Origin of the sequence: Labrys neptuniae (genome assembly GCF_040797145.1) — a bacterium.
GTDB classification, from domain to species: Bacteria; Pseudomonadota; Alphaproteobacteria; order Rhizobiales; family Labraceae; genus Labrys; species Labrys neptuniae.
In genome coordinates this window covers 126641-149231 of the sequence record NZ_JBFNQD010000006.1, presented here as the reverse complement: position 1 = coordinate 149231, position 22591 = coordinate 126641, and the positions used below count along the sequence as shown (strand labels likewise).

Sequence of the window (22591 nt, the reverse complement as noted above, 5' to 3'; positions counted from 1 at the left end):
CGCAGTGCGTCACTGGACCCAGGCCTGGGTGACCATCCAGTTGAACTGCGGGTTGAACTTGAAGTTGCCGACGCGCTTGCTGACGAAATCGAGGCGCTTGGGCGTGAACAGCCCGACGGCGGGCGCCTTGTCGGTGATCTGCCTGTCGATCTCGGCCCACATCTTGTCGGCGGCCTTCTGGTCGGTGACGCCGAGGTCGAGTGCCTTCTGCATCTTGGCGTCGATCTCCTTGTCGCAGAAGCCGGAGATATTGATCGAGGCGTCCGAGCCCTCACGGAAGGAGGCGCAGCCGAACAGGATGTTCAGGAAGTCCGAAGCCGCCGGATAGTCCTTGTACCACTGGCTGACCGACATCTGCACCTTGTTGTTGGTGTTCTGGATGTAGGTGAACTGGATGTTGGTCGAGATCGGCTTGACGTCGGCGACATAGCCGATGCTGGTCAAGACGCTCTGCAGATAGACGCCGATGGAGCGCGAGACCGCGGTATCCTCGACGATGATGGTGACCTTCTGGCCCTTGGTGCCGGATTCCTCGACGAGCTGCTTGGCCTTGTCGAGATCGGGGGCCGACCATTTGGCGCCCGGATTCTTGGTGAAGGGGCAATAATCCTCATGGCCGGGGAAATCGGGCGGCAGCACCTGGCAGACCGGGGAGGCCAGCACCTTGCCGCCGAACAGCTTGACCAGCGTGTTGCGATCGATGGCGAAGGCCACGGCCTGGCGGGCCTTCTCGTTGTCGAAGGGGGCGAGGCGCGTGTTCAGCGGGGCATACCACCACGCCGACAGCGGCGAGATGTGGAGCTGGTCCTTGAACTTGGTGCCGAGTTCGGCGAGGCGGTCGCTCGGCAGCGGGTCGAACATCCAGTCGGCCTCGCCGTTCTGGATCGCGGTGACGGCGGCTTCCTCGGACAGGCCGAAATCATACTGGACCACGTCGGGATAGCCCTCGGGCTGGGCCTCTTCGCTCCACTGCTTGAAGTTGGGATTGCGCGAGAGCGTCATGCCCTTGTTGGGATCGAAGGCCGAGATCATGTAGGGCCCGGTGCTGGGAATGGGGCGCGAGCCCATATCCTCGGCCGGCGTGTCGGCGGGCAGGATCACCGCATGCGGCAGAGCCAGCTTGTAGAGCAGTTCGGCATCCGGCTTGGTCAGGTTGAGGGTGATGGTGCCGGCCGCCTCGTCGGCGACGACGCCGCCTTCCAGCGTGCAGCTCTTGGTGTCGGCCAGGCATTTGTCGGCGCCGACGAGGCCGGCATAGAAGGTGCCGGAGGTCGGGCCGGAAATCTTGAAGATGCGCTGGAAGGAGGCGACGACGTCCTTCACGCCGAGATCCTGTCCGTTCGAGAACTTGATGCCCTTGCGCAGCTTGAAGGTGAAGGTCTTGCCGTCATTGCTGACGGTGGGCAGCGCCTCGGCGAGGTCGGGCACCACGGAAAAGCCGTCCTTGCCTTCCGCCTTGCGGAAGATGACCAGCCCGTCATAGACCGGCTGGTACATCTGCCAGCCCTGGTCGGTGTAGTTGATGTGGGGATCGAGTGTTCCGGCCGCCGAGCGGGCCAGCAGGCGTATGGTGCCGCCGCGATGCTCCTTGAGGTATTCGGCCTGGGCGGGTGCCAGGCCGGTGCCGGCCAGCAGGGCCGTGGCTGCAGCAGCCAAAAGCAGTTTCTTCATCGTCGATCCCCTCTTCTGATTTGTTTACCGGTCGTGCTGATCCAGGAAGTCGCCGGCCACCCGCATGCATTTTTCCTGTTCTTCCACATGCGGCATGTGGCTGGAATGCTCGAAGATCTCCCAGCGCGATCCCTCAATGCCGTCCTTGTAGGGCTGCACGGTCGCAGGGGTGGCTTCGTCATGGCGTCCCGACAGGATCAGCGTGGGCACCTCGACGGCCGCCAGGCGGTCGATGATGCTCCAGCTCCTCAGCGTGCCGATGACGTGGAACTCGTTGGGGCCGTTCATCACATTGTAGACGGTGGGATTGCGCGCGACCTGGGCAAAGCTCGCCGCCACTTCCGGCGGGAAGGGCACGACGCGGCAGACATGGCGCTCATAGAACACCATGGTCGCCTCCTGATACTCGGCATCATCTGTGGTGCCGGCCTGTTCGTGACGGGTCAGCGTGTCCTGGACCTCGCGGGGCAGGTCGGCGCGCAGGCGATTGGCTTCCTCCACCCACAGCTTCATCGAGGCCGGGGAGTTGGCGATGGTCAGCGATTTCAGGCCATCAGGCCGGGTCACGGCATATTCGGCGCCCAGCATGCCGCCCCAGCTCTGGCCGAGCACATGGAAGCCGGCGCGGATGCCGAGATGGTCGACGAGGTTCTCAAGCTCTTCGATGAAGAGTTGCGGCGTCCAGAAATCGGCACCCTTCTCGGGCAGCAAGGTGGAGTTGCCGCAGCCGAGCTGGTCGTAGTGGATGACGGCCCGCCCGTCATGGGCGAGCAGCTTGTAGGCATCGACATAATTATGGGCGACGCCGGGGCCGCCATGCAGGATCACCACCGGCGCCTTGTCGCCACCGAGTTCGCCGCTGATGCGATACCAGGTCTCGTAGTTCCGGAAGGCAGCGCGGCCTTCCCGGCTGATGATCTCAAGCGACATTGTGCTTCCCATTGAGGTTATGGACCCATTCTTCCAGCATCTGCACACCGAAGGCCGTAGCGCCCTGCCGGCCCAGGGGCCGGTCGCTGTCGGCCAGTTCCTTGCCGGCGATATCGAGATGGACCCAGGGGCGACCTTGCGTGAAATGGCGCAGGAAGGCGGCGGCATAGGGCGCGTCGCCGTCTTCCATGTCCTTGGCGTGGTGCCTGAGATCGGCGAGGGGTGAATAGAGGCCTTCGTCATAGGCGCGGTCGAGCGGCAATTGCCAGAAGCGCTCGTCGACTGTTTCGCCGGCCGCGATCATCTGTGCGGCGACGGCATTGTCGGTGCTGAACAGGCCGGCGAAGACCGATCCGAGGCCCCGCATCACCGAATAGGTCAGGGTAGCCAGGTCGACGATCGCCGAGGGCTCGAAGCGCGAGGCGGCGTAGTAGAGGCAGTCGGCCAGGAGCAGGCGTCCCTCGGCATCGGTGTCGAAGATCTCCACGGTCTGGCCCGAAGCCGTCGTGATGATCTCGCGCGGCTTGAGCGCGGTGCCCGAAGGCAGGTTCTCGGCGATGCCGAGCACGCCCACCGCGTGGACGGGGCTGCCCTGCCGGGCCAGGGCCAGCAGGAGGCCGACCACAGCGGCCGCACCGCCCATGTCGGCCTTCATGTCGAACATCTGGGCGCCACCCTTGATGCACAGGCCGCCTGAATCGAAGCAGACGCCCTTGCCGACGAAGGCGAGCGGCTGCTCGCCCGAGCCCTTGCCGCGATAGCGCAGCACGGCCACCCTCGGGGCGCGGGCCGAGCCGGAACCGACGGCGAGCAGAGCATTCATGCCGAGCTCTTTCAGGCGCGCCGCATCGAGGATCTCGACCTCGATGCCGGCTTCGCGCAGGGCGTCGAGGTGATCTGGGAAACTGTCGGGATGAAGATGGTTCGGCGGCAGATTGACCAGGGTGCGGGCATAGTCGACGCCGTCGGCGATGGCATTGGTGCGTGCCAGCGCCGCGGCGAGCTCGGCCTTGCCGGCACCGACCAGCGCCAGCCGCCAGGCTTGATCCGCCTCAGCCACCGGACGCTTGTTGCGCAGGTCGAAGCGGTAGCGGCGCAAGCGGATGCCGAGCGCGACGCGTGCCAGGATCTCCGCCCCGGACAGGCTGGCGCCGGCAATGGGATCAAGGACGAGCGTCGCCTCGCCGATGCCCTTGCTTTCCAGATGCGCGGCGAGCGCGCCGCCGGCACGTGCCAGCGACAAGGCATCGAGCGTCTTGGGCGCGCCCAGGGCCAGTACGATCACCCGCCGGACCGATGCCGCCGGCGGTGCGAAGATGTCGGTGCAGGTGCCGGAGGCTGCAAGGGTGACAGGGTCGGCGCAGACCCGGGACAGAAGGCCCCCCATTTCGGCGTCCAGGACGGCCGCCCGGGGGCCGAGTGCCGGCCCGGCCGGCTTCAGGACCACGATGGTGGTGGCTGTGGGGGAGACGTCGTCTGCCGGCTCGAACACGGGTACTGGAGATTGCGGCATCGGACGGCGGGCTCCTTCATTGCAGCGCGACGCGCGGGTAGCCAGCCGGCGCATAGGCTCGCTCCAGCGCCCGGCTTTGCCGTTCGATCCGAAGTTCCCGCGCATGCGCAGAGCCGCGACCGCTTCTGGCAGCGGTGCGGTGCCGATGTCCCCTGTGGTCGCTTTGTCGTGACGACTTGGTCCTTCTTCGGTATCCCCGAAGCCGGCAGGCGATCAAACGCCAATTTCGTCCACGTCGATTGACAAAAACTCATCCGACAATTCATCATCGGCGCATGGCACTCCCCTCACTCAATGGCATGCGCGCTTTCGAGGCCGCCGCGCGCCTGGGCAGCATCAAGGAAGCGGCGGAAGAGCTGCATCTGACGGCCTCCGCCGTCAGCCGCCATATCCGCACGCTCGAGACGACGCTGGGCCAGGATCTGTTCGAGCGCGGCTTTCGCCAGGTCACACTGACGACGCGGGGCTCCTATTATGCGCGTAGCCTGTCGGAGGCCTTCGAGGCGATCTGGCGTGCGACGGACGATGTCAGCTTTCACGACGGCCCACGGCAGGCCAAGGCGCACCGTGTCCGGGTGCTGTGCGTGCCCCCCGTGCTCAATCTATGGCTGGCCGACCGGCTGCCGGGCTTTCGCCGCCAGCATCCCTCCGTCGACCTGGAGGTGATGACCTCGGGCAAACGCGCCAATTTCGATTTGGCCATCGTCGACGAGTTCGACTACAAGGCCGGCCCGGCCCTGACGCTGCTGATCCCGCTGGTGCTGACACCGGTCTGCGCCCCTTCGCTGCTGGAAGGCCCCTTGCCGTTGCGTTCGCCGGCGGATCTCATTCATCATCACCTGATCCATGAATGCGAAACCACGCGATGGAAGCGCTGGCTCGAGCAGGAAGGCATTGTGGACAGCCCGTCGAAGTCGGGCACGATCATGGATGATTGCACGGCGATCATGCGGGAAACCATCAATGGCGTCGGCATCGCGCTGGCCGATACGATGATGGCGCAGGACCTGCTCGAGCAGGGGCGCTTGGTCGCCCCTTTCGGTGCCCGCCATACCTATCCCGCCGGTATCTATCTCTATCAGCGCCGCAGCATCGGCAACAAGCAGGGCGCCAGCCTGTTCCAGGACTGGCTGCTGGCCGAGGTCGCCGAGCACAAGCGGGCGATGGCGATCGGCTGAGATCATACCAACGGGTTTGATGCTCGACCGATCAAACATCGATGGCGTCGGTATTACAGGCCTTCCTCAAAGGCTATGGCCGAGCGCAGGCGCAGGACGAGGGCGCGTGCCTTTCTGCCGCCATCCGATGCGAGGAGCGCTGCCGCCTCTTGCCTCAGTACCACCGTGTCGCGCTCCGCCAGGCGAAGGGCACCCCGGGTGGTGGTGTCGAGGTTCCAGCTGCCGCTGATGGCGAAGATGACGACGAGATCGCCGGGCGGGACCGCATGGCTGTCGGAGCCGGCCAGCACCTGCTGCCCGACATGGTGCCAGTGCCGGCGGCTGGCCATGACGTTGAAGACCCGTACCGGCCCCTTGACCGGCCGGCCAACGGGGGCGAGGCCGGTATCGAAGCGGAACGGCGCGAAGGGCAGAAGGCGGTGCTTGGATTGCCCGAAATCGAGCTCCAGCTCCTCGCCTTCGATCAGGGTAATTACCCGCTCGGCGCCGGGGAAGCTGGAGAAGGCGCCGTCCTCGATGATCGGCGCGCTGCTGATCCGCACCTCGAAGTCCTCGCGCGAGCCGCCTTGCGGCGAAAGATAGATCTCGTCGGTTTCCCCGCGCCCGTTCTTCCAGGGCAATGTCGCGTAGGCGGTGCGGGCAAGATGTTCGATGGCCATGATGGTCCGGTTGTCGGTGCTGCGTGGGTCTCGGCGGCCGGGCCGATCAGGCCAGCCGGTCGAGAAAGCGAAGGAGGCCCGGAACAGGCGCTGTTCCCCGCTCCGGGGTGATCACGCCGTCGGCGCCCAGGTGGAGGTGTCGGGTGCCCTTGTCGATCCAGCACAGATAGAGACCGGCGGGCGGGCGGCAGAGCATCGACGCAAGGGCGAGCTGGCCACGGGAAGCGACGGTTTCCGCCGTCCAGGCAGAACCGAGCATGGCGTTGGCGGCCTGGATGTCGCCGGCGCGCAGAAAGGCCCGGACCTGGCTGGAGGAGCAGCGCCGGGCGTTGGCACTGACTTCGGGGACGCGAGTCACGCCGAAGCCGAGGGAGCGGCCGAGCTGCACCAGCAGGCCGACGTCCCCCGCCCGCGAACGGCCGAAGCGGAAATCGTCGCCGGTGACGACGTGGCTGACGCCGAGGCCCCGCTTGAGGATGTCATGGGCAAATTCGGCCGGTGTCAGCGAGGCGAAGGCGGCGTCGAAGGTCGGTGAGAAGACATAATCGAGCCCCAGCACGCCAAAGCGATGAGCCTTGGTGGCAGGCGTGGTCAGGCGGAAAGGCGAATCCGCCACGCAGAAGAAGCTGCGCGGGTGAGGCTCGCAGGACATCACGGCCAAGGGCAGGTCCTCGCCGGCAATGATCCCGGCAGCATCGAGCAGGGCCTGGTGGCCGCGATGGAAGCCGTCGAAATTGCCCAGCAGCAGGACCGCGCCGCGATCGGGGTCGCCGGCCGGCAGGCCCTCGGCGACATGGCGCAGGCCGCCTTGGCCGGCAGGCTGCCATTGCTCATGCTGGATAGGCTGTGTCCATGCCATTGGGCAAATCCCCGGAAGCGGCTCTGCTGCGATGTTCGAAGCCTAGCGACACGCCGCATGGACGGGAATTCGCATTTTCCGAAACGCTGCTTTGGGAAAACCGTGGCGTGCCGGCAGCCCGGCATGATCCGCCGTTCTGGCCCGGCCTTCTTGATGATATGGGTTATCATGCTATATAGATAACCATGATCATTTCAAATTTTGGAGGGCGTGACATGACGGCGTCCCAGGCGCTCAAGACATTGTCGGGGGTCACCACCATCACCGGGACCCCGGAAGAGGTGCGCGATGGCCTCGGCCATCTCGGTGCCAAGGGCACGCAGGTCATCGCCGTGACGCTGGACCAGGTCAGCTCTCCGGCGGCGAAGGTGCTCGCCCACACGTTCGAGGCGATTGCTCCCCTGGTCGGGGCGATCGTGGCCCGGCGCGAGAAGGCTGCGCTGCAGTCGATCATCGAGGCCCTGGTGCCCCAGGTGCCCTTGCCCCAGCATATGCTCGCCGAAGCCCGGATGACGGCCGAGGCCCGCAAGGCCGTGCTGGAAGAGGGCGAGTGGCTCACCGCCGCCCAGGTCGCCGAGGTGGCTGGGTTCAGCGCGACCAATCCAAGCGCCCAGCCCAACAAGTGGAAGAAGGACGGGCAGATCTTCGCCATCCGCCACCAGGGTGTCGACTATTTCCCCGGCTACGGCCTGGATCCTTCGACCGGATATCGTCCGGCCAAGCCGCTGGGCGAGGTTCTGAAGATCTTCGGCCAGGCCAAGGATGGCTGGGGCGCGGCCTATTGGTTCGCCTCCGACAACAGCTATCTGGGCGGAGAGCGTCCCCTGGACCTGCTGCTGCGCGAACCCGATCGGGTCATCGCCGCGGCCCGCGACGAAATGGAGGGCGTGCTGCATGGTTAGGGGCGCGCTGAGGCTTGCCAAGGCACGCCCTGCGACACCCGCGCCACCATCCCAGCTCGCCGCCAAGACGGCCATGATGACCTGGCCCAAGGGCCAGGTCATCCACCGTATCCATCTCGACAGATATGGGGCCGCCCAGTTCAATCCGGGCCTTGCCGGCAATGCCCGCTTCAGCCCGATCAAGGATAGGGAGGGCGGGCCGATCCCCACCCTCTATGGCGGTACCTCCTTCGAATGCGCCGCCATGGAAACCGTCTTTCACGACGTGCCCTTCACCGCGCGCCTGAAGACTCTCGACAAGGCCAGGCTGGCCGGCCAGGTGCATTCCCGGCTCGAGCCCCGGCAGGATCTCCTGCTCGTCGATCTCAGCGCCACGGCCCTGCGCCGCCTCGGCCTGCGCCGGACCCAGCTCATCGATACGGAAAAGGACCGCTATCCCGGCACGCGCGCCTGGGCCGCAGCCTTCCATGCGGCGTTGCCGGACGTGCAGGGCCTGTGCTGGGTTTCCCGGCAGGACGATCGGGCGCTCGCCCTCGTCCTGTTCGGCGACCGCCTTCCCGGCGATGTCCTGGCTCCGGCGGGCGAGCCGCGTGCCGTTCTGGGCTCGGCTGATGCCCTCACCGAGCTGACCGTGCTCGCCGACCGCATCGGCGTGAAGCTGGTTGCGGGCAGGGCCTGATAGCCGTGCGATCGTGAGGGGTATGGAGAGTTCGGCCCGAAGCGTCTCGGTCATTCCCTTCCCACCCCCTCCGGCGGTGCCGGGAATGACGGCTTCCGAGCGACGTGTTTCACTCTTTGAAGGTTTCAAGGGGGCACCGCGTCCATCGGGGTCGGGGGAACGAAGCTCCCGATGGACGCGAGATCGGGCTACCAGATGGTGTAGCCGCAATCGACGACGACGACCGCGCCCGTCATGGCGCTCGCCGCATCGCTGGCCAGGAACAGGATGGCCGAGGCGATTTCGTCGGCGCGGGCCACGCGCTTCATCGGCGTCATCTCCATCCACACCGGAAACAGTTCCGGCTTGTCGAAGCCGCCGCGCGACATCGGCGTGTCGACATAGGTCGGCGCCACCGCATTGACGCGCACGCCGTGGGGCGCCCATTCGCCGGCCAGCGACTTGGTCATGTGGTGCACGCCGGCCTTGGCGGCGTTGTAGTGGACCTGGCGCTGGGGCTTGTTGGAAATGAGGCCGGACATCGAGCCCAGCGTGACGATCGAGCCCTTGCCACGCTGCAGCATGGCCCGGCCGAATTCGCGGCAGCTCCAGTAGCAGCCATTGAGGTCGACATCGATCACCTTGCGCCAGACCTCGTCGGTCATGTCCTCGCCGCCGGTGTCGGGCCAGGCGATGCCGGCATTGGCGATCAGGATGTCGACGCCGCCATGGCGTTCATTGGCCTCGCGCGCGGCCCGGCCGACGGCATCGGCATCGGTGACGTCGAGCGCGACGGCATCGACGGTCCAGCCCTTGGCGGCGAGGGCCTCCCGGCCGCCGGCGAGCACGGCCGGGTCGAGATCGGAGATCACCACCTCGGCGCCGGCCTCCAGCAGCGCCTCGGCGCTGGCGAGCCCGATGCCGCGGCCGCCGCCGGTGATGAAGGCCGTCTGGCCGGACAGGTCGAATTTCTTCAAATACATCGCTGCAATATCCTCCAGGTGGATTGTCGCGCCGTCACTTGACGGCGCCGAAGGTGAGACCTCGGACGAGCTGGCGCTGCGTCAGCCAGCCGAAGATCAGGATGGGGCCGATCGCCATCAGCGAGGCGGCGGAAAGCTTGGCCCAGAACAGGCCCTCGGGGCTGGAGAAACGGGCGATGAAGGCGGTGAGGGGTGTCGCCTGCGTCACCGTGAGGTTGATGCTCCAGAACGCCTCGTTCCAGGACAGGATGATGGCGAGCAGCGCCGTCGAGGCGATGCCGGGCATGGTCATCGGCAAGAGCATCCACACGAACTGCTTGAGGGGACCGGCGCCGTCCATGCGTGCGGCCTCCAGGATCTCCTTGGGCACGTCGCGGAAGAAGGTGAAGAGCATCCACACGATGATCGGCAGATTGATCAGCATGTAGAGGCAGGTCAGCCCCAGGAGCGAATCCAGCAGTCCCGCCCATTGGAACAGCAGATAGATCGGCACGAGCACGCCGACGGCCGGCATCATCTTGGTGGAGAGCATCCACATCATCAGGTCCTTGGCGCGCCGCCCGGGGAAGAAGGCGAGCGCATAGGCCGCCGGCAGGCCGACGACGATGCCGAGCACCGTCGAGCCGACCGAGACGATCACGCTGTTGGCGAAGAAGTGGAGGTAGTCGGCGCTCTCCAGGATCTCCTCGAAATTGTGCAGGCTGGGCTGGAAGAACAGGATCGGGGGCGTGGCAATCGCCTGCTGCTCGGTCTTGAAGGCCGTGATCATCATCCACAGGATGGGGAAGAACAGCACCAGCGTCATGAGCCAGCATAGCAGGCTGACGACGATGCGGCGGGTGAGCGAGACGGCCATCGGTCAGTCCTCCAGCGTGTGGGAAATCGTGCGCATGAGGAAGACGGCGACGAGATTGGCGAGAACCACGGCGAGCATGCCGCCGGCCGAGGCACCCCCGATGTCGGAATCGAGGAGGGCGGTCTTGTAGATGAGGTAGGGCAGGGTGGTGGAAGCATCGCCCGGGCCACCGGCCGTGGTGACCAGGATCTCGGCGAAGATCGAGAGCAGGAAGATCGTCTCGATCATCACCACGATGGTGATGGCCCTGTAGAGGTGCGGCAGCATGATGTGCGCGAAAAGCCGCAGGCCGTTGGCGCCGTCCATGCGGGCGGCCTCGATCTGCTCGCGGTCAAGCGATTGCAGCGAGGTCAGCAGGATCAGGAGCGCGAAGGGGATCCACTGCCAGGCCACGATGATGATCACCGATGCGAGCGGGTAGTCCGAGAACCAGTCGATGACGGGCAGCCCGAGGGAGCGCGAGATCCAGGCGAACAGCCCGTTCACCGGATGCATCAGCAGGTTCTTCCACACCAGGGCGCTGACCGTGGGCATGATGAAGAAGGGCGCAATGCACAAGAGCCGGGCGAGCCCGCGTCCGAATACCGGCTGGTCGAGCAGGATGGCACCGATGATGCCGACCACGACCGTGATCGCCAGCACGCTCACCACCAGGATGACCGTGTTGAGGATGGCGTTGGTCAGCCCGGGATCCTCGATGAGATAGCGGTAATTGTCGAAGCCGGCAAAGCCGGTCTGGTCGAGATAGTTTAGATTGTAGCGCTGGAACGACAGGTAGATCGTGAGGGCCAGCGGCACGATCATCCAGACGAACAGCAACAGAACGGACGGCGCCAGCAGGGGACGCGTGTCAACTCCGACGCCGCGATGGCGGGCGAACAAGGCGACGGCCATGGAGCTCCTTTCGGATCGATCCCAGGGCGTTCTGCGATCTGCCGGCATCGGCGGCAGCGCAAGGACGCGTCGAAACAGGGGAGAGCGGGCAAGCGTTTCGGCTCGAACAAGCCGCTTTCCGGGAGTAGGCGGCGCGATCTCGATCAGGCAGGATCGGGATCGCGCCGCCGAAGATGCGTTCCGGGAGAGAAAACGCATCTTGGCACGGAGCGGGGCGGGATCGCCCCGGCAAGCCTGTGTGTTGCGCCAATGCGGTTCACTTGGGGACCGTTCAAGAATAAGCGCACCGTCATTCCTGGCCGAGCTTCTCGCGAGCGAAGCGAGAGAGGGCGAGGTATCCTCACAAGCTTTGCTTGTGAGTGGAATCCAAGGGCCGAAGATCGTATTTACGGTCCCTGGATCCCCTTCCCGCCGCCTGCGGCGGCGCCGGGGATGACAAGCATCGTGCAACCTTGAAGATACTTAAGTGAACCGCATCAGCGTCTTGCTGTTGCCCTATTTCTTGGGGTAGCCGGCCTGGCGCATGGCGCGCTGGGTCAGCGACTGGGCGGCTGCAAGGCCCTGGTCGACCGTCTTCTTGCCGGCGATGACGGCGGCGAATTCCTGGCCGACGGCAGTGCCGATGCTCTGGAACTCGGGAATGCCGACGAAGGAGATGCCGCGATAGGGCACCTTCTCCTGGGTGGCGTCCGTCATGTTGGCGGTCTGGATCGTATCCAGCGTCAGTTTGGCGAAGGGCGCAGCCTTGATGTAGTCGGCATTGTCATAGGTCGACTGGCGGGTGCCCGGCGGCACGGTGACGATGCCCGAATAGTCGGCGACCAGCTTGATGTAGTCGGGCGAGGTCGCCCAGTAGATGAACTTCTTGGCTGCGTCCGGTGCCTTGGAGGAAGCCGGCACCGCCAGGGCCCAGGACCACAGATAGTGGTTGCCCTTGTTGAACTTGCCATAGGGCGGATGGGCGTAGCCGAGCTTGCCGACGACGCTGCTCTGCTTGGGATCGTTGAGGAAGCCGGCCGAGACGGTGGCATCCACCCACATGCCGCATTTGCCGCTGGCGAACAGAGCGAGATTCTCGTTGTAGCCGTTGGAGGCGGCGCCGGGCGGGCCGTATTTCTTCAGGAGGTCGACATAGACGGTCAGGCCTTCCTTCCAGGCCGGCGTGTCGAATTGCGGCTTCCATTCCATGTCGAACCAGCGTGCGCCATAGGAATTGGCGACCGGGGTGATCTGGCCGATATTCTCGCCCCAGCCGGGCTTGCCGCGCAGGCAGATGCCATAGACTCCATGGTCGGGATCATGGATCTTGGCGGCAAAGCCGTCGATGTCCTTCCAGGTCGGCTGCTCGGGCATGGTCAGGCCGGCCTTGTCGAACAGGTCCTTGCGATAGAAGGTCATCTGGCTTTCGGCATAGAAGGGCAGGGCATAGAGCTTGCCATTATAGGAAAGTCCGTCCCGCACCGATTTGAGCACGTCGTCGAGCTTGTAGTCGGCCGGTACGTTGTCGAACGCCGTCAGCCAGTTGCGCTCGCCCCACATCGGCGCCTCGAACAGGCCGATGGTCATGATGTCGTATTGGCCGCCCTTGGTGGCGATGTCGGTGGTCAGGCGCTGGCGCAGCGTATTTTCCTCCAGCACCACCCAGTTCAGCTTGATGTCGGGGTTCTTGGCCTCGAAATCCTTCGACAGCTTCTGCATCACCACCATGTCGTTGTTGTTGACGGTGGCGATGGTCAGCTTGGTTTCGGCCTGCGCCGGCAGGCCGGCGATAAACGCCGCCGCTGCGCCGAGGCACAGTGTTTTGAGAGCTCGCATGGTTTCCTCCTCCTTGTGGTGTCGTGTTCGACATCTCGATGGGCTGCAAATCGATGGCCTGGCCCGGCTGTCGCGAGGGCAAGCACCCCCCGCGCCGCAGCATTGGTGAAATGCGCAAGCTTCATCCAAATTCAGGCAAGGCGAGTGGGCTTTGGCAGCGATTGCTAGCAGATCAGGCTGTTTCCTCCGGCCGTTGGTATTTTTCTTTCATATGTTTTCATAACATTCCAAAAGCTATCATGGAGATTGTTTAAGTCAACAACGAAGCTGCCCGAGCAGGCGCGATCTGTCGGATCACGCCTGAAGTCGGGTTTCCGGGGGCATGACCCCAGCGGCCTTCCCCTTTCGGGAGGTTTCGCACAGCCTTGACGAAGAGCGGTTTGCCTCCCGGCTTCAGAGCGGCGATGCTAGAAGCGATCGTTTTGTGAAAGGACCGCGCCCGGCGCGGAAGGGGAGATGATGTCCGGTTCCGACGACGGTGCTCTCGTCATGGACTTGTTGAGGGTACTAGCCGTCTTTGCTCTCGTGGCCGCCAACGGCTTTTTCGTGGCCGCCGAGTTCTCGCTCGTTGCCGTCCGCCGCAGCAGGGTGGCCGAGCTTGCCGCGGCGGGGCGGATGAATGCCCGCCCGCTCTTGCGCGCCATCGACAATCTCGACGCCAATTTGGCGGCGACCCAGCTCGGCATCACCATCTCGTCCCTGGCGCTGGGCTGGATCGGCGAGCCGGCGCTCGCCCATCTCATCGAACCGCTGCTCGGCTGGCTGCCGGCGGGGATCGCTACCATCGGCTCGCATGCCATTGCCGTCGCCCTTGCCTTCGTGATCATCACGGCCCTTCACATCGTCCTCGGCGAGCTCGCGCCCAAGAGCCTGGCCCTGCAGCGCAGCGAGGGCACGGCGCTATGGATCGTCCGGCCGCTGGGCCTGTTCCTGTTCCTGCTGCGGCCGGCCATCCTGATGCTGAACGGTCTCGGCAATCTGGTGCTGCGGGCATTCGGCCTGCGGCCCGGCTCAGGGGAGGAATCGCTGCATTCGCCCGAGGAACTCAAATTGCTGGTCCGGGCCAGCCAGGATGCCGGCATCCTGCAGGATGCGCAGGAAGAGGTGATGGTGCGCGTGCTCAGCATCGGCGGGCGCCGCATCAGCGATATCATGACGCCGCGACGCGAGATCGACTGGGTCGATATCGATGACGATCCGAAGGAGACGCTGCGCATTATCCGCGAATGCCGGCACGACCACATCCTGGTCGGGCGCGGCAATATCGACGAGCCGCTCGGCATGATCGTCAAGCAGGATCTGCTCGACCGGGTACTGGACGGGGAGAGGCTCGATCCGCTCGCCGTCATGCGCCAGCCGCTGATCGTGCACGAGGCGATGCCGATCTTCCGGGTGCTCGACCAGTTCAAGCGGACCCCGATCCGGTTGGCCCTCATCATCGACGAATATGGCGGCCTCGAAGGCATCGTCACCCAGACGGACCTGCTCGAAGCCATGGCCGGCGACCTGCCCGAGGTCGAGGGCGAGGAGCCCGATATCGTCGAGCGCCAGGACGGTTCGCTGCTGATCGACGGCATGATGCCGGCCTATGCCGCCTTCGACCGGCTCCAGCTGCAGACAAGGCCGCAGGATCGGGATTTCCACACCATCGCCGGCTTCGCGCTCTCGCAGCTCGGCCACCTGCCCGAGGTCGGCGAGCAGTTCGACTATGGCGGCTGGGTGTTCGAGATCATCGACATGGACGATCGACGCATCGACAAGCTCCTGGCACGCAGGGTGGATGGCGCCGAGGCGTGAGGCTCTTTCCGGGATCGCAGACATCCTTGCCTATAGGCGTTAACTCAGGGTGAGAGGCGCGACGCCAGCCGCCCCTTCGCCCCGTTCTTACGGGGAGAAGGTAAGGATGAGGGGCGGCGCGGACCTCGAAAACCAAGTATTCCGTAGCCCCTCACCTCAATCCTCTTCCCGTAAGAACGGGGCGAGGGGGCTCATATGTGGAGCCATACCTTCAGCTCGATCATCTCGCCCGACCCTTAGGTTAGCACCTATGGGCATCCTTACCTGCAATCTCAGAAAACACTGGCAGATTTCAGCCTCGATCGACCGCGATCACGGCCTTGGTGCCGAGCGATTTCAGCTCGTCGATCGAGGCCACGCCCATCAGCGCCAGCGTGATCGAGACCTCGCGGGTGAGGATGTCGATCACGTCGGCGACCCCGGCCTCGCCCGCGGCGGCCAGGCCATAGGTATAGGCCCGGCCCAGCATGACGCCGTCGGCGCCGAGTCCGATGGCCTTGATGATATCGGCTCCGCGGCGAATGCCGCCGTCGAGCATCAGGCAGAAGTCGGGCCCGACTGCCTGACGGATGGCGGGCAGGGCCGCGATGGTGCTCGAGGCGCTGTCGAGCTGCCGCCCCCCATGGTTTGAGATCACCACGCCGTCCATGCCGATCGACTTCGCCTTCAGCGCATCCTCGGGGGCGAGGACGCCCTTGACCACCAGCCGGCCCTGCCAGCGCTCGCGCAGCCAGGCCATGTCCTTCCACGACACGGTCTTGTCGATATGGCGCGACAGATTGGCGGCCTGTTCGAGCGCGCCGCGCCCGAAATCGCGCCGGTGCTCGATCGCTCGCACGCTGGGCATGCCGCGCGCCGCCACGTCGAGGAGCCAGCCCGGCTTGCGGGCGAGGCCGAGGAAGAGGCCCGGCGTCACCCGCGTCAGCGAGCGGAAGCCATTGCGGACGTCCCGCTCGCGGATACCGGTGATCGCAGTGTCGACGGTCACGAACAGCGTATCCGCGCCAGCCAGCCGGGCGCCTTCCAGGAACTCGTCGCAAAGGGAGCGATCGTCGAGCACATAGAGCTGGAAATGCAGCGGCCCCTTGGTCGCCTGCCGCACATCCGCCAATGAGGCGATGGAGAAGTTGGAAAGGCAGAGCGCGATCCCCGCCTCATGCGCGGCCCTGGCGGCCTTTTGCTCGCCTTTGCCGGCATAGAGCCCGAGAAAGCCGACCGGACCGAGCATGAAGGGCAGGGGATGGCGCGTGCCGAGATAGTGCGTGCCAAGGTCCTGCTCGCGCGGCTCCACCAGCACGTTCTGGCGCAGGGTCAGCCGGGCGTAGTCGCTTCGATTGGCCCGGAGGGTTTCCTCCTCGAAGGATCCGCCATCGATATAGTCGAAGAAGATCTTCGGCAGGCGACGGCGGGCCGCCTCGCGATAATCGTGAATATTCACCAATTGCATGGAATTACGTCGACTTTCGAAGAATTTAGCCTGTCATTCCCGGCCGAGCGAAGCGAGGGGAAGGGAATCCAGGGGCCAGAAGTGGATCTCGTTGCCCCTGGATTCCCTTCCCGCCGCCTTCGGCGGCGCCGGGAATGACAGGTCAATGTCGTGGGTAGCGGAGCAAGCGGGCGTTCGGTCATCAACGCGCCGTATGAAGATAGCGGCTGCCCAGTGAATAGCGGCTGCCGACATAGGTGAAGGTGTTCACCGTCGCGACAACAGGTCCGGTGAAGGTCTTGCGATGCAGGACGAGGCAGCTGTCGCCGGGGCGGATGTGGAGCAGGCGTGCGGTTTCCACTCCCGCCGGCAAGGCGCTGATCAGCTGTTCGACCTCGGTCAGGGGCGTGGATTGCTGCAGATATTCATAGGTCGCCGCATTGGTGTAGTCCTGGTCGAGATAGCCGCTGACCAGGTCGGTGTTGACGTAGCGCTCCTCGAGCTGCACCGGCACGTCGTTTTCGAAATGGATGACGATGGAATGGTCGACCGGCTTGATCGCCTCGAATTCGAAGGCGATCATCAGTTCCGGCGTGGGCTGGGCTATGCGTTCGAGCATGACCACCTCGGCGCGATGGCGGCTACCGCGGGCCTTGATCTCGGTGGCGATGTTGCTGATCTCGATGAGCGTCGATTGCGGCTTTGGTGGCGCCACGAAGGTGCCGACGCCCGGGATGCGGCGCAGATGCCCCTGTGCCGTCAGTTCGCGCAGGGCCCGATGCACGGTCATGCGCGAGACGCCGAGCGTGGCGACGAGATCGTGCTCGGAAGGAAGGCGCGCATGGCGCCCCCATTTGCCGCTGGCGATGTTGCCGAGGACGAAGTCCTTGACCTTCTCGTAGAGGGGAGAGGCGGAGTCGGAAAGAACGTCCATGGTCCTGTCTCCTGCGTGGGGGGTCGAGAAAGTCAGGCCCCGGAAAGCCTGGTTCAATCGGATGGAATACGGCTATTCCGTGAGCTGGACGATGGTTTTCAGCTTCGCGCCCTGACCGGCCAGCAAGCGTTCATAGGCAGCGGGAATCTCGTCCAGGGCAGGCAGGATTTCGCAGAACTGTTCGAGGGCGCCTTGCAGTTCCACCAGCAGCGCGGTGGCCTGCACGAGTTCGTCATCGGTGAAGGCATGGCAGCCGATCAAGGCGATCTCGCGTTCGACCAGCTCAGTGGGGTCGAGGTCGAGCTTGCCATGGCCGATGCCGACCAGGCAGAGCGCACCCGCGCCGGCAAGGAGGCCGAGCGTCGCGGCGATGGCCCCGACATGGCCCGTCGCATCGATGGCATGGCGCAGGCGCCGCCCTGCAAGGGTAGCGGCAATGTCCTCGGCCACGAGGCCGACCCGGCTGCCGCCGCTCACCGCAGACACCAATCCGGCGCGCGCGGCATTGGGGTCGCTGAGCAGGATGGGGCCGTCGTGGAGATGGGCGAGCAGCAGGGCGCATAGGCCTCCGATCGTGCCGCAACCGACCACGAGCACCGGCTCTCCGCGCGGCGCGGCGAGTCGCCGTACTACGTGCAGCGCCACCGCCAGCGGCTCGGCCATGGCGGCGATGCGAGGCGGCAGCGAAGGCGCATGTGGCACCAGCAGCCGGGCCGGCAATTGCACGGCATCGGCGAAACCGCCGTCGCAAGCCTCGCCGACAAAGCCGAGATTCTCGCAGACATTGTGCCGTCCTCCGGCACAGGCGGGGCAATTGCCGCACCAGAATCTGGAATCGGCGACGACGACATCACCGACCGCAAACCCGCTCACTCCCTCGCCGATCGCCGTCACGCGGCCGCAGAACTCGTGGCCCGCCACCGAGGGACGGCGCGTGATCCACTGGCCGGTCCGGTAGTTGTGCAGGTCCGAGCCGCAGATGCCGGCGGCCCTGACCGCGAGGTTCACGTGACCAGGCGGCGGGGCTGAGGGGGCCTCGACCGCTTCCACGCGCAGATCCCTGACATCATGCAGCCGGACGGCCTTCATCGCTCAGCCGCCCTTCTTCGTCAGATAGGTCTCGCGGATCGGCGAGACGGCATTGGCATGGGAGGAAAAGCCCTCATAGAGCGCCAGCTTGTGGGAATGGCGGGCAAATTCGGCATAGGCCGGCGGGGTGACGTAGCCGATCGAGGAACGCTTGACGAAATCGTTCACCGAAAGCGGGCCGAAGGTGCGGGCCCAGCGGCTGGTCGGCAGCACGGCATTCGGCCCCAGCGAGAAATTGGCGATGCTCACCGGTGTGTGCGTTCCCATCAGGATCTCGGAGGCCTCGGTGATGTGACCGAGATGGATGAAAGGCTCCTCGGACAGGATTTCCAGATGCTCAGGGGCATAGGCGTTGACGAACGCGTAGCTCTCCTCGATCGAGGAGGTCAGCACCACGCCGCCGGTGCTGCCCGTCAGCACGGCCTTGGAGAAGGCGACGCGCTGCTCGGTCATGCGGGCCCAATGCTCGGGCAGGGCGGCGAGCGCCTCCTCGGCGACCCGGCGGCTATGGGTGACGAGATAGGCCGAGGAATCCGGACCATGCTCGGCCTCGATCAGCAGATCGAGCGCGGCGAGGCCGCCATGCACGCTGTCGTCGGCCAGGATCATCACCTCGGAGGGGCCTGCCGGCAGACCGGTATCGATGACGCCGGAGAGCAGGCGCTTGGCGGCGACCACCCAGGGGCTGCCGGGGCCGACGATCTTGAGGGCCGGCTTGATGGTTTCGGTGCCATAGGCGACGGCCGCGACCGCCTGCGCGCCGCCGACCTTGTAGACGGTTTCCACGCCCGCCAGCCTGGCGGCGACCAGCGTGGCCGCGTCGACTCCGCCGTCGGGCGCCGGCGGGGTGACGATGGCGAGGTTGGGCACGCCGGCGACCACGGCCGGAACCGAGGTCATCATGGTCACGGACGGGAAGGAGCCCTTGCCGCGCGGCACATAGAGGGCGACCGACTGGATCGGGGTGAAGCGGTCGCCGGCATAGGCGCCCGGCCGGATCTCCTTCAGCCACATCGCCTCGGGTTTCTGCTCCTCGTGGAAGCGGCGGATATTGTCGATGCCGAAGGTGATCGCCTCGATGACGTCGCCATCGACCTCGCGGAAGGCGGCGTCGAACTCGGCCGGCGTGACCTTGAGGTTGGCCTCGGTCACTTCGGCCTTGTCGAGCTCCCGGCCGAAGCGGGCCAGCGCGGCATCGCCCTCGGTCCTGACCGCCTCCAGGATCGGCGCGACCTTCTCGATGAATTTGGAAATGTCCGTTTCCGAACGGCGCAGCAGGGCGGCCTTCTCCTCCGCGCTGAGGCTGGCATAGTCGTAGAAGCGGGCTGAGGTCATGGTTCTGTCCTGGATGCGGGGCCTCGCAGGGCCGGGGAGGTCATTTGGATTTGAGGAAGATGTCGAGGCCGACGAGCCGGTCGAGCAGGGCGATGGCGAGGCCGGCGCAGGCGATGAAGACGACGGAAATGGCAGCGAGGTCCGGCGTGATGATGGAGCGGATGGAATTGTAGATCTGCACCGGCAGCGTGACGGAGCGGGCATCCACCAGCAGCAGGCTGACCAGGAACTCGTTGAGGGCGAGGATGAACATCAGGAGCGAGCCGGTGATCACCCCCGGCAGCACCGCGGGCAGCGTGATGTAGAGGAAGCGCTGCAGGGGCGGCGCGCCGCAATTGGCCGCGGCCAGTTCCAGGTCCGGGCTGAGATTGCTGGCACTCGCCGTGACGGCCCAGATCATGAAGGGCAGGTTGATCACGCAGCAGGCGATGCCCACCGGCCAGAGCCGGCCGAGCACGCCGAGATTGCCGAAGACCAGCATCATGCCGATGCCCGAGCCGATCAGCGGGATGGTGAAGGGCAGCAGCAGGTAGACCTGGATCGAGCGCTCGAAGCGCACCTTGTATTTGGCGAGCGCGATGCCGGCCAGCGTGCCGATCGGCACCGCGATGAGCGTGCAGATCGTCGCCACGATCAGCGAGCGCAGGAAGGCCTGGCGCAGGTCGCTGGCCTGGGCGATGGCGCCGTACCAGCGCAGGGAAAAGCCTTCGGGCGGGAAGGTGATGATGTTGCCTGCCGTGAAGGAGGCGCCGAGCACCACGATGGTCGGCGCCGACAGCATCACCAGTGCCGCGACCACGAAGCCCCAGATTACGATGGACTTGCTGGTGCTGCCGGTCATTTGCGTTCTCCGCTCAGTTCTTCTTGCCGTTCATGGCCAGCGTGCCGGCGCCGAACAGCATGAACACCACGCCGACGAGAAGGGAGCCGACCGCCACCAGCATCAGGCAGAGCGTGGCACCGAGCCCCTGGTCGGAGGTGCGGAAGAACTGGTCGTAGATGGCGTTGGCGATGAAATCCTGCGTGCCGCCGCCCAGGATGGCGGGCACTGCGAAATCGGTCAGCGAGAGGGTGACGACGACGAGGCCGGCGCCCACCAGGCCCGGCCGGGCGAGAGGCAGCACGATGTGGCGAAAGGTCCGCACCCAACCAGCGCCGAGCGAGGCGGCCGCGGCTTCCAGTTCCGCCGGTATCGCCGTCAGGGCCGGCGCCAGCATCAGCACGGCGAAGGGCAGCATGTACTGGACGAGGCCGAACAGCACGGCGGGATAATTGTAGAGCAGGCGCATCGGCGCGACGCCAACCAGGCCGAGGGCCTCGTTGACCATGCCCTGGTTGCCCAGGATGATCAGCCAGCCATAGGCGCGCACCACCTGGCCGATGAAGAAGGGCAGGAACAGCGCGACCAGGAGGAATTTGCGCAGGCCTGAAGATGGCGTGCGCACCATCAGATAGGCATAGGGGAAGGCCAGGATCAGGGTGGCAAGCGTCACGATGACGGCGCCCATCAGGCTGCGCCCGGCCACGGCGGTGAAGAAGCTTTCGCTCACCACGCGCTGGTAGTTGGCGAGGGTATAGGTCTCCGACGTCAGGAAGGTGGTGGTATCGAGGACGCGCAGGCTGGCATCACCCATCTGGATCAGGCCGAGCACGAGCAGGCCGACCAATACGAGCGCGGGCAGCAGCATCAGATAGGGCAGCCCGGCCCGGAAGCTCGAGGGCCACAGGAAAGCGGCCAGGCGCTCAAGCGCATCCATGAGGCGCCAGGTCAGGGGATAGGCGGCACGCGAAGAGCGCATCCTGTCGGTCCTTAGTGGGATTTGCCTTCTCCCCTTGCGGGAGAAGGTGCCCCGAAGGGGCGGATGAGGGGTGAAACACGACCTTGCAAGGTATTTGCCAACACCCCTCATCCCCCTGCCGGGACCTAAGGCACTTCCATGGGAAGTGCCTTAGGTCCCGCAAAGGGAGAAGCCTCCTTGGCCTCAGCCCTGCATGATTTCCTTGAACTTGGCGAACCACTTGCTCTCGTTCTCCACCTGTGTGCGTGACGAGATGCGGATGAGGTGCTTGAAGTCCTCCTCCTTGGTCGGATAGGCGGGATTGTTGACGAGATCGGCCGGCGGAGTGAGGCCGGGCACCACGCCCGGCAGGCCGAGGCCGTCGAGCCAGACCTGCTGGGCTTCCTTGGTCAGGGCATGGTCGATGTACTGCTTGGCCCAGTAGAGCTCGTTCTCCGGCAGGCCCTTGGGGATCCACAGCCCGTCCGTGTCGAACTTGGCGCCTTCCTCCGGCACCACCCAGGCGAGGTCGATGCCGTTCTTCTTGGCCTCGCGTGCATTGGTGGAAATGGTGCAGGCCGCGTCGATCTCGCCCTTCTGGAACCAGGTGGTGAAATCGGGATCCTCGCCCAGCAAGGGCTGCTGCTCCTTCACCTTGGCGATGAAGTCCCAGGCGGCCTGCATGTTGGCCGGAATGTCCTCCAGCTTGCCGCCGCCGGCGACCTGGGCGGGGAAATGGAAGCCGATGCCGTCATTGTAGAGCGCGATGCGGCGCTTGAGCTTGGGATCGAGCAGGTCCTTCCAGGATTTGGGCGCCCCGTTCGGGAAAGCCGACGGCCTGTAGGCCAGCACATAGACATAGCCATAGGTGTTGACGATCGGATAGCCGTCGAGGCCGACGGGCTTGGCGAGCTCGGTGGTGTTCTTGAGGTTGGGCAGGTCGGACAGATCCTCGGTCACGCCGCGCAGCGCCGATTTGGTGGCGTTGGTGGTGGTGTCCCAGTTCACATGGATCGGCGGGGTGCGCTTCTGCGCCACGGCCGCCCAGAGCTTGGGCTGGATCTCGTTGTCCTCGGTCAGATCGTGGCGCACGGCGATGCCGGTCTTCTTGGTGAAGCTGTCCGAGACACCCGCCTTCAGGGCGTCGACCCAGCTGCCGCCCCAGGCGCGCACGATGAGTTCGGAGGGCTTTTCGGGCTCGTCGGCCATGGCCCGGCCCATGCCAAAAGTGGCCGAGGCGCCGGCTGCCAGCATCGAAGCGAGCAGGGTACGCCGGCGGATTTGCGCTGACAGGAACTGATCGTGTGACATCAC

Annotated in this window: 20 protein-coding genes; 4 read left to right on the top strand and 16 right to left on the bottom strand. The window is 65.4% G+C overall.

What is annotated here, in order from left to right:
- Positions 1-9: 9 nt before the first annotated feature.
- The 3 genes from ABXS05_RS18685 to ABXS05_RS18675 are packed head-to-tail and all read right to left on the bottom strand — an operon-like array spanning position 10 to position 4114.
- On the bottom strand, positions 10-1671 hold the full coding sequence (locus ABXS05_RS18685; RefSeq protein ID WP_311942055.1) for an ABC transporter substrate-binding protein: 1662 nt from the start codon (positions 1669-1671) through the stop codon (positions 10-12).
- 24 nt (positions 1672-1695) lie between these two features.
- Positions 1696-2601: a proline iminopeptidase-family hydrolase gene (locus ABXS05_RS18680; protein WP_311942058.1), complete on the bottom strand. Its 906-nt coding sequence runs from the start codon at positions 2599-2601 to the stop codon at positions 1696-1698.
- The gene (locus ABXS05_RS18675) at positions 2591-4114 is read right to left on the bottom strand and encodes a leucyl aminopeptidase family protein (RefSeq protein WP_367624984.1); all 1524 of its coding nucleotides are present in this window, start codon (positions 4112-4114) and stop codon (positions 2591-2593) included. Before ABXS05_RS18675 ends, ABXS05_RS18680 begins: the two co-directional genes overlap by 11 nt.
- A 275-nt stretch (positions 4115-4389) precedes the next feature.
- Here ABXS05_RS18675 and ABXS05_RS18670 point away from each other — a divergent pair, with 275 nt between their 5' ends.
- Positions 4390-5292 (top strand): LysR substrate-binding domain-containing protein, encoded by a 903-nt coding sequence (locus ABXS05_RS18670; RefSeq protein WP_367624983.1) that lies wholly within the window; start codon positions 4390-4392, stop codon positions 5290-5292.
- Positions 5293-5345: 53 nt separating this feature from the next.
- Here the strand turns inward: ABXS05_RS18670 and ABXS05_RS18665 are convergent, their stop codons facing one another.
- Both ABXS05_RS18665 and ABXS05_RS18660 read right to left on the bottom strand, forming a co-directional pair.
- Positions 5346-5951, bottom strand: a complete 606-nt coding sequence (locus tag ABXS05_RS18665; RefSeq protein WP_367624982.1) for a HutD/Ves family protein — start codon at positions 5949-5951, stop codon at positions 5346-5348.
- A gap of 46 nt (positions 5952-5997) precedes the next feature.
- Positions 5998-6810 (bottom strand): hypothetical protein, encoded by an 813-nt coding sequence (locus ABXS05_RS18660; RefSeq protein ID WP_367624981.1) that lies wholly within the window; start codon positions 6808-6810, stop codon positions 5998-6000.
- 215 nt (positions 6811-7025) lie between these two features.
- Between ABXS05_RS18660 and ABXS05_RS18655 the strand changes: the two genes are divergently transcribed.
- Positions 7026-7712 (top strand): hypothetical protein, encoded by a 687-nt coding sequence (locus tag ABXS05_RS18655; protein WP_311942074.1) that lies wholly within the window; start codon positions 7026-7028, stop codon positions 7710-7712.
- Positions 7705-8391 carry an RES family NAD+ phosphorylase gene (locus ABXS05_RS18650; protein WP_311942077.1) on the top strand — a complete coding sequence of 229 codons (687 nt, stop codon included), beginning with the start codon at positions 7705-7707 and terminating at the stop codon, positions 8389-8391. Before ABXS05_RS18655 ends, ABXS05_RS18650 begins: the two co-directional genes overlap by 8 nt.
- A gap of 188 nt (positions 8392-8579) precedes the next feature.
- Here ABXS05_RS18650 and ABXS05_RS18645 read toward each other — a convergent pair whose 3' ends face one another.
- The 4 genes from ABXS05_RS18645 to ABXS05_RS18630 form a co-directional block, all read right to left on the bottom strand.
- A complete protein-coding gene (locus ABXS05_RS18645) occupies positions 8580-9353 on the bottom strand; it encodes an SDR family NAD(P)-dependent oxidoreductase (RefSeq protein ID WP_311942080.1) in 774 nt (257 codons plus the stop codon).
- A 34-nt stretch (positions 9354-9387) separates the two neighbouring features.
- The gene (locus tag ABXS05_RS18640; RefSeq protein ID WP_311942083.1) at positions 9388-10209 is read right to left on the bottom strand and encodes a carbohydrate ABC transporter permease; all 822 of its coding nucleotides are present in this window, start codon (positions 10207-10209) and stop codon (positions 9388-9390) included.
- 3 nt (positions 10210-10212) lie between these two features.
- Positions 10213-11103, bottom strand: a complete 891-nt coding sequence (locus ABXS05_RS18635) for a carbohydrate ABC transporter permease (protein WP_311942086.1) — start codon at positions 11101-11103, stop codon at positions 10213-10215.
- 495 nt (positions 11104-11598) lie between these two features.
- Positions 11599-12918: an ABC transporter substrate-binding protein gene (locus ABXS05_RS18630; RefSeq protein WP_068289116.1), complete on the bottom strand. Its 1320-nt coding sequence runs from the start codon at positions 12916-12918 to the stop codon at positions 11599-11601.
- A gap of 459 nt (positions 12919-13377) precedes the next feature.
- On the opposite strand from ABXS05_RS18630, the gene ABXS05_RS18625 reads away from it, so the two are divergent.
- Positions 13378-14715 carry a hemolysin family protein gene (locus ABXS05_RS18625; RefSeq protein ID WP_311940625.1) on the top strand — a complete coding sequence of 446 codons (1338 nt, stop codon included), beginning with the start codon at positions 13378-13380 and terminating at the stop codon, positions 14713-14715.
- Positions 14716-15007: 292 nt separating this feature from the next.
- Here ABXS05_RS18625 and ABXS05_RS18620 read toward each other — a convergent pair whose 3' ends face one another.
- The 7 genes from ABXS05_RS18620 to ABXS05_RS18590 form a co-directional block, all read right to left on the bottom strand.
- Entirely contained in the window at positions 15008-16162 is a 1155-nt protein-coding gene (locus ABXS05_RS18620) for an alpha-hydroxy acid oxidase (protein WP_367624980.1), read from the bottom strand.
- Between the two features lie 181 nt (positions 16163-16343).
- Positions 16344-17075, bottom strand: a complete 732-nt coding sequence (gene hutC, locus ABXS05_RS18615; RefSeq protein ID WP_311940425.1) for a histidine utilization transcriptional repressor HutC — start codon at positions 17073-17075, stop codon at positions 16344-16346.
- Between the two features lie 72 nt (positions 17076-17147).
- Positions 17148-18164 (bottom strand): zinc-dependent alcohol dehydrogenase, encoded by a 1017-nt coding sequence (locus tag ABXS05_RS18610; RefSeq protein WP_367624979.1) that lies wholly within the window; start codon positions 18162-18164, stop codon positions 17148-17150.
- Between the two features lie 3 nt (positions 18165-18167).
- A complete protein-coding gene (hisD, locus tag ABXS05_RS18605; protein WP_367624978.1) occupies positions 18168-19499 on the bottom strand; it encodes a histidinol dehydrogenase in 1332 nt (443 codons plus the stop codon).
- Positions 19500-19539: 40 nt separating this feature from the next.
- Complete coding sequence (locus ABXS05_RS18600) at positions 19540-20340, bottom strand: ABC transporter permease (RefSeq protein WP_311940429.1); 801 nt, start codon at positions 20338-20340, stop codon at positions 19540-19542.
- A gap of 13 nt (positions 20341-20353) precedes the next feature.
- Entirely contained in the window at positions 20354-21298 is a 945-nt protein-coding gene (locus tag ABXS05_RS18595; RefSeq protein WP_311940430.1) for an ABC transporter permease, read from the bottom strand.
- A 183-nt stretch (positions 21299-21481) separates the two neighbouring features.
- Complete coding sequence (locus ABXS05_RS18590; RefSeq protein ID WP_311940432.1) at positions 21482-22588, bottom strand: ABC transporter substrate-binding protein; 1107 nt, start codon at positions 22586-22588, stop codon at positions 21482-21484.
- Between the last annotated feature and the right edge of the window lie 3 nt (positions 22589-22591).